Below are 13,771 nucleotides of genomic sequence, written 5' to 3'. Positions count from 1 at the left end.
TATTCTGCGTGCGGTATGTGAATTTTAAATTTAAAAAACGCTTGGGTGGGCGTTATAATTAAATGAAAAACTATCAAGAAAAATAAAATAAAAATAACAAAATAAATTTACATACCTAAAGGGCGGGCAAATGTAATTAATTTTTTAAACTTAATTTACATACTTTCCTATTCACATTATAAAATTATAATTTAAATTTAATAAGAAAAAAGTATATACAACAAGAATTTTATTAGTTTTTTAATATATTTACCATATTAACATAATATTTTTTATAAATTTGGTTTTAATAAAAATATAATTATGGTATAATATATCTAACAATTTTATTAGGAGTAGGATGGAATATTATGACATACATTAAATTGAACAAAGAATATAAAGATGAAATAGTATACGAAACTATGCTTAAAATGGGATTTTTACATTATTTTAATACTAACTATTATTATAATAATAAAGGTATTCAATTCAAAAATGATGCTGAATATACTTTTATAGGTTTATTCTTATCATTTGATAATAATATACTTACTATTAACCATAATCATAGTATTTTGTATTTATCAGAATTTTTAACTAAGCATAATATAACTAAATTAACAGATATAGAACCTTCTTCCTTAATTGATGTAGAATATGAAGGAAAAGATCCTTATTACTGTTTTTCAAAATTAAATAATATTACACAAAAAGTTATTATTACTTTTATTGCAGAATTTGATAGAATTTACAGCAGTCTTGCAAAATAATATAAATAAAAGCGGTAAGAACTAAAAAATATAAGACATACAATTTTTGTCTTCTTCATATAATTCTAAAATAAAAATATAATAGCAATATATTAAAAATTATGATATGATTAATTTTCATCATAATAATATAAAAGGCTTAAATAAATGATAAATATCGCTATACTTGGAAGACCGAATGTTGGTAAATCTACACTATTTAACAGATTTGCAGGAAGAAGAAAATCTATAGTTGACCCTATGGCAGGAGTTACTAGGGATATAAGTATAGCTAAAACTTATATTGATGATATTGCATTCAATGTTTTTGATACCGGCGGACTGCTTGATGTAAGTGATGACACTTTAAATGAAAAGGTAAGAGAAAAAGCATTAAAAACTGCATTAGAAGATTCGGATATACTTTTATTTTTAGTAGATGCACATCAAAGCCACCCAGATGACAGACATTTCATTAATATAATAAGAAAATCCGGAAAACCTATAATACTTGTTATAAATAAAGTAGATGCTGATTCCCATAATAATTTGGTAAGCGAGTTCTATTCATTAGGTATAAAAGATGTATCTATAATAAGTGCCGAGCATAATAACGGTATTTATGATTTAAGAGAAAAAATATTAGAAGTTCTTGAAAGAAACGGATTTGATTTAGAAGCAGAAAAAGAAATATCTAAAAATAATAATTCTAATATAACAGATGAAAATAATAATACAATAGAAATTGAAAATATTGATGAAGATTTTGAAGAAGAATATTATGATGATGATTTAGATGAAGATGATGAAGAAAATTATAATAATAAAAAAGAAAAATCAAAACAATATAGGCTCGATGAATATATAGCACAAAAGAAAACAATCAACATAGCAATAGTTGGAAAGCCCAATGCTGGAAAATCTACTTTATTAAACACATTAATAGGAAAAGACAGAAGCATCGTTTCAAATATAGCAGGCACTACAAGAGATTCTATAGATGAAACATTCGATTTCAAAGACGATAATATTTGTCTTGTAGATACTGCCGGAATAAGAAAGAAAAAAAATGTTAATACTGATGTTGAATATTATAGCGTAAACAGAGCAATAAAAGCCATAGAAGCATCTGATGTTTGTATATTAATGCTTGATGTTTTTGAAGGGCTTACAGATCAGGATAAAACTATAGCTAATCTTATAATAGAAAGAAGAAAGGGAATAGTAATAGCAGCAAACAAATGGGATATAAGAGAGAAAGGAACTACTTGGAATGATTATGAAGCATATATGAAAGACGCTTTTCCTGTTCTTAATTATGCTTTTTATGCAAGAGTTTGTGCCAATAGAAAAAACGATGCAGAAAAACTTTTATCTTTAGCAGTAAGAGTAGCAAAAACAAGAATGCAGAGATTTGAAACTCATGCACTCACAGAAACTATGGTAAGGGCTACTAGAGAATATTCAATATCAGCAGGAGGAAATCCTTTCAAAATTTTCTATGTAGTTCAAACAGGGGTAAATCCTCCGGCTTTTGCTGTATTTTGTAATCATCCTCATAAATTAAATTCGCATTATAAAAGATATTTAGAAAATAGATTCAGAGAGATGTTCGACTTTAGGGGAACACCTATTATCCTCAATTTCAGAAAAAGAGGAAAAAAATTTGGAGGTTAAAAATATGATAGTTAAAATTATAGTAAGCATACTTGTTTCATATATAATCGGAGCAATACCATTTTCATTCATAATAGGAAAAATAAATGGACATGATGTAAGAAAAGAGGGAAGCTGCAATCCGGGTGCCAGCAATGTACTTCGCGTATGCGGTAAAAAAGCTGGAATCGCTGCTTATATTTGCGATATAGGTAAGGGAATGATTGCCGTTTTAGTACCGTCTTTTATATTATCAAGCATCATTTCAACTCATAGTTATATATTAGTAGCTTGTGCTATTGCTTCTATACTTGGGCATGTATTTTCTATATTCTTAGGATTTAAAGGCGGTAAAGGTGTTGCAACTAGTGCAGGTTCTATGTTTATGCTTGCACCTGTAAGTTTGCTTCTAACTATGGTATTTTTCTTTATAGGTTTATTTGCCTCAAGAAAAACTGTTGCTATAGGTTCTACTTGCGGAGCTATTGCTTTTCCTATAGTTTTAAGTTTTTTATATTTTAAAGCTAATTTTTTATACAGAATCTTTTTTAATATAAACTACATTATTCTTCTTCCTATAGCTATACTTCTTGCAATATTTATAATTATAAAACATATACCAAATTATAAAAGAATGCTTAAGGGCGAAGAAAATAGTTTTTCAAAAAAATAATAATTAATAAAAATATTAATATTAATTTTTGATAAAATACTATTTACAATTTCATAAAAAACATTACTATTGTTTTACATAAAATTAATTTATTTAGGGGTTAAATTATGAAACATTGTATTAAAATTCTAAGTGTATCTTTTATATTTTTATTTATTTTAAGCTGCGGAAATAAAAATGATCCTATAGAAAATCTAAAAGAAACAGCTAGATATGAAGGAACTTTAATAACTACACAAAATACTAGACAGCTTGAAACAAATAAATGCACTTTAATTGTTAATGAAGATAGTTCCATAGAAATCATCATAGAAGGCGGAAATATACGTAACAGTAGAGTAACCATAGCAAAAGAAGAATTAACTAAAGCTGGAGATGCTTCATACACAGCAGATAAAGAAGGAAAAAAATATTCTTTTGCTTTTTATGATACTTACATGAATTTAACAATCAACAATACTGATAATACAACATCAGAAGGAAAACTTTCAAAAATTAGTTAATCGCACGGTAAGCTGATTTTTATTTATTGTTTAATTCATAATTATAATTAGACATATATTTTTAATTTTATTATACGTGCGTTGTGTACACAATAAATTTAAAATCCGCTTGGGCGGGCAGCTAAAAATTCTAATTAAGCAAATAAAAAAATAAAAGTTTATACTGCAGATTGAAACTTTAAATATAAAGGGCGGGCGAATGTAATTAAATTTCATACCCCACCCTTTAAAATTTATTGCTATACTTTTTAAATATAAAAATCAATTATATTTAAAGCCTAATCAGAAAATAAAGCACCCACCCAAGTATTTTTTTATTTTAAAATCTTATCAACGCACGTTTAATTAAATTCTAAAATATAAAAAAATCTGAATTAAAAATGAATCTATATTTTTAGCTTTGTCTCCCGTGCGGTAAATACATAACAAATTTAAAATCCGCTTGGGGGGCAGCAAGAAATTCTAATTAAGAAAATAATAAAATAAAAGTTTATATTGTAGATTAAAACTTTAAATATAAAGGGCGGGCAAATGTAATTAATTTTTATATACCTAACACTTTATATTTTAAATTACAATTTTAAAATAAATAATTTTTCTATCAAGAAATACTCATGATATAACAGTGCTTATCCATTTAGAAAGTTCATTAGGTGTAATGGCCGCAACTTTAGCACCGATTTTTGACAACTGTTTCGCTGCCTCTTTATCATAACTTGCATCAGCATTATAGTCCAAAGCAGGAAGTACAAAAAGTTTAGACCTTGCCTCTATTATATCTCTTGCACTTTTATACATATATTTGTAATCTTTATTATCATATAAATCACTTATAAGAAGAACTATGGTTTTATCAGGTATAGTTGTGATCTTTTTAGCATATTCCAAAGCCATTAGAATATCAGTACCCCCTCCCAATTGTACTTTGAATAATACGTCAATAGGATCTTTTACCCTGTCGCTTAAATCAACTATAGAGGTATCAAATATTACAAGTTTTATTGATAAATATGGAAGGTTTGAAAATATAGAAGCCATAATCGAAGAATATATAACTGAATCAAGCATAGAACCGCTTTCATCTATTAATATTATTATATGCCATGGATTATATTTTTTTATGTTTTGATTGAAATATAATTTATCTACAAAAATGGTTTTATCTTCTATGTTATAGTTTTTTAAATTATTTCTTATTGTTTTTTTTACATCAAGATTTTTAAATATTTTATTTTGAGTAGTAGAGTTAGGAAGTTTTTTTCCATAGAAAACTTTTTTTATATCGCTTTCCATTTTATTTTTTATTTCATTGACAACTTTTCTTACTATATTATAAGCAAGTTTTTTAACGTTGCCGTTCATCATATCTTTAAATGTAAGAATATTTTTTAAAAGCTCCATATTAGGTTCCATCTCTTTTAAAATATTCTCATCAGTAATCATCTCGGTAAGATTATATTTTTCTAATGCATGAGTTTGCATAATTTCAACTGTTTTTTTTGGAAATAACTTTTTTACCTTAGCAACCCAAGTAGGAACAGTTAAAACACTTGCACCTTTTCCGCCTCTCTGTTTATCATTATTTTCAAAATCAGCATATCCAGCTTCTTTGCTGTACTCTCTATCATATAAAAAACCTAATGATTGATCCATTTCAGAATACTCTCCGTCAAGCTTTAAATTATCTTCAGCGAAACTTCCGAGTATTAAACGCCATCTATTTATATTTTTATTATCTGCATTATTATTCATACAATAATAATAAAACAAATAAATAAAAAATCAAATTTTTTTATGCTTTAAAATACTATTCTAATTCCCCGCCCTCTATGCTTTCTGCTTTATTTTGTCATTTTAGTATTTATTTTCTTATTTAATTTAAAAAGAAATTACAGCACCCGCCCAAACTTTTTTAAGTTTTTTAATCTTTACATATTTGATATTGTTTTGTTTTTATAAGGTTAAAGAGAAAATATTTTAAAAAATAAAATAATATGCTAAAAAAATTTACAATTTCAAATTACAGATCTTTTTATGATGAGGCTGTCTTAGATTTAACTGTTGATATTTCCGAAAAAAATGAATGCCGATTTATAAAGAAGATCAATGATGAATATATATCAAAATTATGTCTTTTATACGGATATAACGGTTCTGGTAAAAGTAATTTAATTAATGCTTTAAAATTTATTCTTTATTCTAATAATGGATATATAACTTCAAGCGATGATAGTATAAAAAAACTTTTAGACCCAAATATGATTCATGGCAAAAATGATAAAAGCAGATTCTGTTTGGAATTTTACTCTAATGATGAATGCATATTATATTTGTATGAATTAGTATTGGACAATGAAAATAAAAGAATATATTCAGAAAAATTTATAAAAAATAATGATATTATAGTATTTGAAAGAGAATTAAATCATATAAAAGACGGCATATTTAATTATAATAAATATATTCCAGATACAAATACATTTTTAAGTTTTATAAATGATGAAAAAATAGATGAATACAGAGAAGAAGTAAATTATTATCTTTCATTATTTAAAAATTTATGTTTCTTATTTCCATTTACGAATGAAGCAGACTTTTCTTCTTATGCTATAGTAGAGGCTTTCGATTATTTTAATAAATATAATGTTTGGTATATATATAAAAAACTATTATCTTTTATTGATATAGATGATTTGAATATAGAAGAAGGCATATCTCAAAATGAATTTTCTTTTATTATAGACAATAAGAGATTAGTATCAAAACATGATAGTTATAAAAATGATTTCGATGAAGTAGAATCAGAAGGAAGTAAAATTTACGCTATTAATTTGATTTATATATTAGTTTCTCTTATCAATGGCACATTATCTATAGTTGATGAATTTAATGGCATACAATCAGAATTACTGGAATTTGTTGTGAATTTATTCGGCAGTAATTTTTTTAATAAAATTCACCCAATAGAAACAGATACTTCTCAGCTTATACTTTCCACCCATGATTCATCTCTTATGAGTATTGGCGGAACTATGCTTTATAATTATTTTATAACAAATAAAGAAAATAATATAAGCCGTATTTATAGAGTTGATGATTTATCTAAAACAAATAATAATTTAAATATTGATAATTTAGAAAAAGAGTATAGAAAAAATAGATTAGGACTTACAAAGAAAAAAATAAGTATATTTTAATGATTAGTATTTATATATATACAATGAGCCTCTGTTATCATAAAGAGCTTCAGCAGAATTAATTTTGAATGCCATATTACAATCTTCTATAGATTTGTCGAAATATTTTTTATCACCGGAGTTTTTATATTTAGTAAAATATAAAGCACTTCTATTATTAAGAGCATATATATTATTATAATCTATTTTTATAAGCTCATCATAATCATTTAAAGACCTTGTAAATATATTTTCATCACCGCCTATTTTATATTTCACAGAATATAAAGTTGCTCTGTTATTAAGAAGCTCTACATCCAAATGATTAGCAGATAAAGCATCATTGAATATAATTAAAGCAGTTTCATAATCTTCTTCTGATTTCTTTAACTCATATCTTACAGAATATAATATTGCTTTGTTGTTTGATACATTTTCATTATTTGTATATAATGATAAAGCATATTGAAAATATTCATTTGCTTTTTTGAAATATTCATCTTTATTTTCTCTGCCGTACATTTTTGTATATAATATACCAGCCCCATTCAAAGCTAAATGATTTCTATCATCTAATTGAAACATCTTCTCTATTATTTCTAATGCCTGATCATCTCTTGAGTTTTTCATCTCTTTTACTAATCTTTTGTACATTTCTTCAATCTCAAGTCTTATAGCTTCGATTGAAGATGAATCAATCATATTTCCTATAGGATTAGAAGGTTTTTGAGTATCCTCTTTAATATTTTCATTTGCATTATTAACCGGCGGACTGACATGAACTGTATTATTTATACTGTTATTGGTGAAATTAATTACAAGAGTCAATATAAACATAAGAATTGCTATAAACAATAAAGCATAAGTAGTAGTTCTTACATTATTTTTCATTGTATAATCTACAGAAAATTTAAGAGAATTAAAATGCGGAGTAATACCTAATCTTACCTGTTCTTTAACTAAATTAGTAAATTCATTTGTTATGGCATAATTATTCAACTCTTCTTTAAAGTATAAAGTCATCATATCCATATACTTACTTTCCATTCTCAATGAAAGTGAGTTTGTAAAGTTTTCGAGTTCTCTTCTAATTCTATTTTCTGTACCTACACTATATATATTATATGTAATAGAGAATACTAAAAGCATTATTGGGAATAGTATTAATATAACTAAATTGAGTTTTCTTATAGCTTTTTCTTTCATTTCTTATAAAAAACCTTCTTTCTATTACATTATCTATATTTTAACACATTTATTTAAATAATCAATTTTTCTTCGCGTCTGAGAGGAATCGAACCCCCAACCGGCGGAACCGAAATCCGCTGCTCTATCCAATTGAGCCACAGACGCTTTACAATATTATTATAATTATCGGCAATTATGAACTATAGTTTACAATATAGAGGTAAATCTCAATAACATATTTTGTATAAAAGTATAATAAAAAATGATTATTTTCAAATGCTATTTTAATAACTTTAAAACTAAATATATATAATAGTATATTAATATATATTAATATATGAGAAAATATCAAGTTATATTGAAATTAATATGTTTTTTTATTCTAACTTAGGAGCAAATCTTAATCCTAATTGAAAACCGAACTCTATTGCATCTTCTCTAAAATTTGAATCTTTCTGTTGAAGTCCAAAATCATAGTTTATATGAACTCCCAAATTAAAAGCTATATTATCAACAAAGAAAAAAGAATAATCTGCTGTAAGTTTAATATAGGGTATTACAGGTATTACTTTACTATTTTTTATATCTTCAAAATTAAAATTCTCTATTTTCTGATTTTTGCTATATGTTTCTCCGACTTCGGTTGCATTTAGATATGCATATTCAGTTGAAAAAATTGCCAATAAAGGAATTTTAACGCCAAATCCTAAACCAAAAGAAAAATTTCCTTTATTAAATTTAGGAAGCAGCCCTATTTTTATACTATGAGTTCTTACATTTTTAGTTAAAGTATCCGAAAGATCAAATCCTTCCCCTTCTATACGCATTATTGATGTATAAGAATTATAATGATATCCTATTTCAGCCAAAGCACTTATACCCATATCATCATATATATTAAATAAATATCCAAGCTTTACATCTACTCCAGCACTTGCATTTATTTTACCGATAACATCTCCCCTCTTAATAGAAAAATTATCCCCATAAACATCAATATTAGGTTTTCCAATAGGTATAGTAAAAGAAGCCCCTATAGGCATATCAATTATAGCTTCAAATCCGCTATCAGCAAAAACATTAATATTTGATATCATTAAAATAAAAATTATCAATATAAAATTATTTATTTTTTTCATAAATTAAAATCCTAATAACAAAATTAACATATAGTATAAGTCTTTATATTTTACAATTTGCTGCCGTATCTAAGTCCTACCTGAGCAGTTATATCCAAACTATCCAATCTTATATTCTGAGATGATCCAGCTACAGGTAATCCAAAGTCATATCCTAAATATGCCCCAACCACAACAGCAAACTTTTCTGTGAAAAAGAAATTGTAATCAAAACTGAGTTTTAGATATGGTATTATATTTCTGCTGTAAGTATCTTCTATATCTTTTCTATTTAGTTTAGCTTTTATATTTTCTACTATTTCACGGTCATTATTACGGGAACCTGTTCTTTTAAATTCATATTCAGCAGCCAATGGAATTTTTAATCCAAATCCAAGACCTATTGCAAAATTTTCTATATTAATTTGAGGCATAATTCCTATTTGAAAGCTATGTGTTCTTAAAGACAAATCTACAGACTGTCTTGATACCTTTCCTAAAAATCTACTTTCTCCAAATGAACCAAACCCATAACTATCATAGCTATAGCCTAATTCAAACAAAGGAGTAATTCCAATCTTGCCTAAATCAAACATATATCCTAATTTAGTATTAACCCCGGTATTGATGCCTATTTTATTAAGAGGTTCTGCCAAAATTAATCCATCGCCAATACATACTGACAATCCTACTGGCACATTAAGTATAGCTACAAAACTATTTTCAGCAAATGATTTTATACTAACTAGAAATATAAATGCAATAATCAATATAATATTTTTCATTATAATCGTCTCCTAAAATACAGTCTATAGTATATTAAAATATAAAAAAATATCAAGTTATATTAAAATTAATATATTTTTTATTTTATAGTATAGGGGCGAATCTTAATCCTAATTGAAAACCGAACTCTAATCCGTCTAATCTGAAATCAGTACCTTTAGTCTGCAAACCAAAATCATAATTAAAATAAGCTCCTATATTGAAAGCTATATCCTCAACAAAGAAAATAGAATAATCTGCTGTAAGTTTAATATAAGGTATTATAGGTATTTCATAATTATCCTTTATACCTGTAAAATTGAGTTCTTCTATGAACTGACTTTTGTTATAATAAGGTTTTTCTATATTAAAATATAAATTTTCTCTTGCCACAATTGCATATAAAGGCACCTTGATTCCAAATCCTAAACCCAAAGAAAAATTTCCTTTATTAAATTTAGGCAGTAATCCTATTTTTATACTATGGGTTCTTATATTTTTAGTTATATTATCATCAAGCTTTTCTCCTGATTCATCTTTTATATGAATTACCGTAGTATAAGAATTGTAACTATATCCTATTTCAGCTAAAGTACTTATTCCTATATCCTCATATATATCAAATAAATATCCAAGTTTAACGTCTATTCCAGCACTTGCATTTACCTTACCATTTATTTCTTGTATCTTAATAACATTATTATTGCCTAAATTAAAATCAGGGGTACCAAAACACATAGTAATAGAAGCACCTATAGGCACATCAATTATAGCTTCAAATCCGCTTTCAGCAAAAACATGAATATTTGAAAGTATTAAAATGAAAATTATCAATACAAAATTATTTATTTTTTTCATAGAATCAAAATCCTAAAATAAAAAATACAGTATCAGTTTTCATAGTATACTGTTATATCTAAGCCCTACCTGAGCAGTTATATCCAAACTATCCAATCTTACATTCTGAGATATTTCTTTTATAGGCAGTCCGAAATCATATCCTAAATATGCCCCTATAGTAACAGCTAATTCTTCTGTGAAAAATAAATTGTAATCAAAACTGAGTTTTATATATGGTATTACATTTATGCTGTAAGTATTTTCTATATCTTTTCTATTTAGTTTATCTTTATTATGTTCTGATACTTCTATTTTATTATAATCGGATTTTATTCTTCTATATTCTAATTCAGCAGCTAATGGAATTTTTAATCCGAATCCGATACCTATCGCAAAATTTCCTATATTAATTTGAGGTATAATTCCTATTTGAAGACTATGTGTTATTAAAGTCATATCTAAAGACTGTCTTATAAGGCTTCCAACAAATTTAGTTTCATTAAATGAAACAGCTCCATAAGTATCATAACTATATCCCAATTCAAACAAAGGAGTAATTCCAATACTGCCTAAATCAAACATATATCCCAATTTAGCATTAACTCCAGTATTTAATCCTAATTTAGTAAGAGGTTTTCCCAAAATCAATCCATCAGCAATACATACAGATAATCCTACAGGAACATTAAGTATAGCTACGAAACTATTTATAGCAAAAGATTTTATATTAACCAGAAGAATAAAGGCAATAATCAATGGAATCTTTTTCATTATAATTATCTCCTAAAAGATACATTTTATAGTATATTAAAATATAAGAAAAATATCAAGCAATATTAACTATCATAATCTAGGAGCAAATCTCAAACCAATCTGAACACCTATATCAAAACTATCAACTCTATATGTTTCATTTAAGTTTGATGCTTTATATGATAGTCCTATATCATAAGCAAAATAAGCCCCTAAATTGAAAGCTAATTTACTTGTAAAGAAGAAAGAATAATCAAATGTAAATTTAAAATAACCTATAACAGATGATAAATAGTCTGATTTTTTATAATCTGTTTTAATATTATACTCCGATTTTATTGAATCGCCTAATATATTTATAGTTTTTTTTGTTTTACTTTCTCTTGTTCCTGAAATTGGTATTTTTACTCCCCCTCCTATACCAAAAGAAAATGCACCGAAATTAAACTTTGGAAGAAGACCTATTTGAAAGCTATGCAAATACAAACTATTTTCTATATTATATTCCTCACTTCCCCCTAATGCTGAAACACTATGATATACTGAATATCTAAAACTATCATAACTATATCCTAAATCTGCTAAAACACTTAATCCGAATTTTCCAAAAGCAAACATATAACCAAGCTGAGCATTCACTCCTGCATCAAATCCTGCTTTAGTATTGATTTGAGGCTCATTTCCTATTGACTCAACCTCGCCATTGAATATTCCTAAGGAAACCCCTAAAGGTACATTTAATACTGCTTCAAAACCGCTTTCGGCAAATAACTTTATATTAAATGTCATAATGATAATAATTAATAATATTTTCTTTATATTCTTCATAAATAAACCCAATATAACTAATATATAAAACCATAAAATAAAAGTCCGCCGATATAAAAATCAGCAGACTTTTTATTCAGTAAATAAAATCAAATATTAATATCCAACTCTAGGACCGAATTTGAATCCTAATTGAGCTCCTACATCGAAACTATCCACTCTGGTATCTTTATCTGTTTTGTCAGAAAGTCCTATATCGTATCCTATATAAGCACCTAAAACGAAAGCCATATTATCAGTAAAGAATAAAGAGTAATCAAATGTAGCTTTAATATATCCTATGATATTTGAACCAAAATAAGAAGATTTATAATCTGTTTTTTGATTATTACTTTCTGAACCATTATATGTTTCTTTCATTTCAATAGTACCCGATATAGGTATTTTTACACCTCCGCCTATTCCTAATGCAAAGTTTCCAAAGTTAAATTTAGGAAGAACTCCCAACTGGAAACTATGTAAATATAAATTTCGATATAGCTTCATTTCATTACCAAAACCACTTATTGAAAGTGAATATCTGTAGCTATCATAACTATATCCCAAATCACCTAAAAGGCTTAATCCAAAACCGCCGAAATCAAACATATACCCTATTTGAGCATGCACTCCTGAATCAAATCCTATTTCTGAATTAATTGCTGGAGCTATACCGGTTGTAGTAATTTCTCCTGTAAATATACCGAAAGATGCTCCTAATGGTACACTTAAAGCTGCTTCAAAACCGCTTTCTGCAAATACTTTCATATTAGCTGCTAATATGAAAAGAAATACTAATGATAGTTTTTTTATTTTGTTCATTATTTTCTAGTCTCCTTAAAAAATATTCCATATATAATTAATAAACTACTTTATTTTTTATAAAAAATCAATGAGAATAATAAAGATTTTTTACTTATTAATACAAATTATTTATATATATAGTACAAGTATAATACAAATTATAAATTTTAAGTGTTTAATCTGTTGATCTTATAAAGCTTTGCTGCTAAATGCTTCAAACTAGATTTTTTATATTAAATAAAGAGGTCAGACATTTTATGGACTTATTTATAAGTAAAAAATTATAGTATTAATTATTGAAAGTTAATGTGGAAGAAAAAATGGGCGAAAGACGGGACTTGAACCCGCGACATCCAGATCCACAATCTGGCGCTCTAACCAACTGAGCTACATTCGCCATTTAAACATTAAAAAGAGTTATTATTTTTTATCATACAATAAAAGCCGATGACAGCGGCTTATATACGCGCCAGACAGGAATCGAACCTGTAACCTACTGCTTAGAAGGCAGTTGCTCTATCCAATTGAGCTACTAGCGCATTCGGGATGGTGAGACTCGAACTCACAACCCCCTGCTCCCAAAGCAGGTACGCTAACCAATTGCGCTACATCCCGTTAATTTATGTGTGTTAATTATATACTAATTATATTTTTTGTCAACATTATTTTTTAATATAATCTGTTTAAGAGCCATAGATATTGCACACTTTTAGTTTAAAAAAAAGATGGTATTCCTTATAATTTATAATTGCTACAA

At 26.5% G+C, this 13,771-nt stretch carries 13 protein-coding genes and 4 tRNA genes; 5 read left to right on the top strand and 12 right to left on the bottom strand.

The window, feature by feature from the left end; all coding sequences use genetic code 11:
- The first annotated feature begins 350 nt into the window (after positions 1-350).
- The 4 genes from Q0K19_RS08345 (at position 351) to Q0K19_RS08330 (ending at position 3,563) form a co-directional block, all read left to right on the top strand.
- The gene (locus tag Q0K19_RS08345; protein ID WP_041177523.1) at positions 351-752 is read left to right on the top strand and encodes a hypothetical protein; all 402 of its coding nucleotides are present in this window, start codon (positions 351-353) and stop codon (positions 750-752) included.
- A gap of 147 nt (positions 753-899) precedes the next feature.
- Complete coding sequence (gene der, locus Q0K19_RS08340; protein WP_297247146.1) at positions 900-2,408, top strand: ribosome biogenesis GTPase Der; 1,509 nt, start codon at positions 900-902, stop codon at positions 2,406-2,408.
- A 4-nt stretch (positions 2,409-2,412) separates the two neighbouring features.
- Positions 2,413-3,060 carry a glycerol-3-phosphate 1-O-acyltransferase PlsY gene (plsY, locus tag Q0K19_RS08335; RefSeq protein ID WP_297247144.1) on the top strand — a complete coding sequence of 216 codons (648 nt, stop codon included), beginning with the start codon at positions 2,413-2,415 and terminating at the stop codon, positions 3,058-3,060.
- Positions 3,061-3,167: 107 nt separating this feature from the next.
- Positions 3,168-3,563, top strand: a complete 396-nt coding sequence (locus tag Q0K19_RS08330; RefSeq protein WP_297247142.1) for a hypothetical protein — start codon at positions 3,168-3,170, stop codon at positions 3,561-3,563.
- Positions 3,564-4,175: 612 nt separating this feature from the next.
- Here the strand turns inward: Q0K19_RS08330 and Q0K19_RS08325 are convergent.
- The gene (locus Q0K19_RS08325) at positions 4,176-5,315 is read right to left on the bottom strand and encodes a VWA domain-containing protein (protein WP_297247140.1); all 1,140 of its coding nucleotides are present in this window, start codon (positions 5,313-5,315) and stop codon (positions 4,176-4,178) included.
- A 242-nt stretch (positions 5,316-5,557) separates the two neighbouring features.
- On the opposite strand from Q0K19_RS08325, the gene Q0K19_RS08320 reads away from it, so the two are divergent.
- Positions 5,558-6,760: an ATP/GTP-binding protein gene (locus tag Q0K19_RS08320; protein ID WP_297247138.1), complete on the top strand. Its 1,203-nt coding sequence runs from the start codon at positions 5,558-5,560 to the stop codon at positions 6,758-6,760.
- Positions 6,761-6,763: 3 nt separating this feature from the next.
- Here the strand turns inward: Q0K19_RS08320 and Q0K19_RS08315 are convergent, their stop codons facing one another.
- From Q0K19_RS08315 to Q0K19_RS08265, 11 genes are all read right to left on the bottom strand, one after another.
- Complete coding sequence (locus Q0K19_RS08315; protein WP_297247136.1) at positions 6,764-7,945, bottom strand: tetratricopeptide repeat protein; 1,182 nt, start codon at positions 7,943-7,945, stop codon at positions 6,764-6,766.
- A gap of 73 nt (positions 7,946-8,018) precedes the next feature.
- Positions 8,019-8,092, bottom strand: a tRNA-Arg gene (locus Q0K19_RS08310).
- A 212-nt stretch (positions 8,093-8,304) separates the two neighbouring features.
- A complete protein-coding gene (locus Q0K19_RS08305; RefSeq protein ID WP_297247134.1) occupies positions 8,305-9,066 on the bottom strand; it encodes a hypothetical protein in 762 nt (253 codons plus the stop codon).
- 50 nt (positions 9,067-9,116) lie between these two features.
- Complete coding sequence (locus Q0K19_RS08300; protein WP_297247132.1) at positions 9,117-9,830, bottom strand: hypothetical protein; 714 nt, start codon at positions 9,828-9,830, stop codon at positions 9,117-9,119.
- A gap of 85 nt (positions 9,831-9,915) precedes the next feature.
- Entirely contained in the window at positions 9,916-10,668 is a 753-nt protein-coding gene (locus Q0K19_RS08295; protein WP_297247130.1) for a hypothetical protein, read from the bottom strand.
- A gap of 39 nt (positions 10,669-10,707) precedes the next feature.
- Positions 10,708-11,421: a hypothetical protein gene (locus Q0K19_RS08290; protein ID WP_297247129.1), complete on the bottom strand. Its 714-nt coding sequence runs from the start codon at positions 11,419-11,421 to the stop codon at positions 10,708-10,710.
- A 72-nt stretch (positions 11,422-11,493) separates the two neighbouring features.
- Entirely contained in the window at positions 11,494-12,231 is a 738-nt protein-coding gene (locus Q0K19_RS08285) for a hypothetical protein (protein WP_297247127.1), read from the bottom strand.
- A 96-nt stretch (positions 12,232-12,327) separates the two neighbouring features.
- Positions 12,328-13,032, bottom strand: coding sequence for a hypothetical protein (locus Q0K19_RS08280; protein ID WP_297247125.1), 705 nt, complete (start codon positions 13,030-13,032; stop codon positions 12,328-12,330).
- A 304-nt stretch (positions 13,033-13,336) separates the two neighbouring features.
- Positions 13,337-13,412: transfer RNA gene (locus Q0K19_RS08275), tRNA-His, on the bottom strand.
- Positions 13,413-13,479: 67 nt separating this feature from the next.
- Positions 13,480-13,553 (bottom strand) — tRNA-Arg (locus Q0K19_RS08270).
- A 2-nt stretch (positions 13,554-13,555) separates the two neighbouring features.
- A tRNA-Pro gene (locus tag Q0K19_RS08265) sits at positions 13,556-13,629 on the bottom strand.
- Positions 13,630-13,771: the final 142 nt, after the last annotated feature.

The organism is uncultured Brachyspira sp. (assembly GCF_944393015.1).
Classification (GTDB): domain Bacteria; phylum Spirochaetota; class Brachyspiria; order Brachyspirales; family Brachyspiraceae; genus Brachyspira.
Note: the sequence above shows the minus strand (reverse complement) of the source record. Positions and strands in the feature narration are given on the sequence as shown.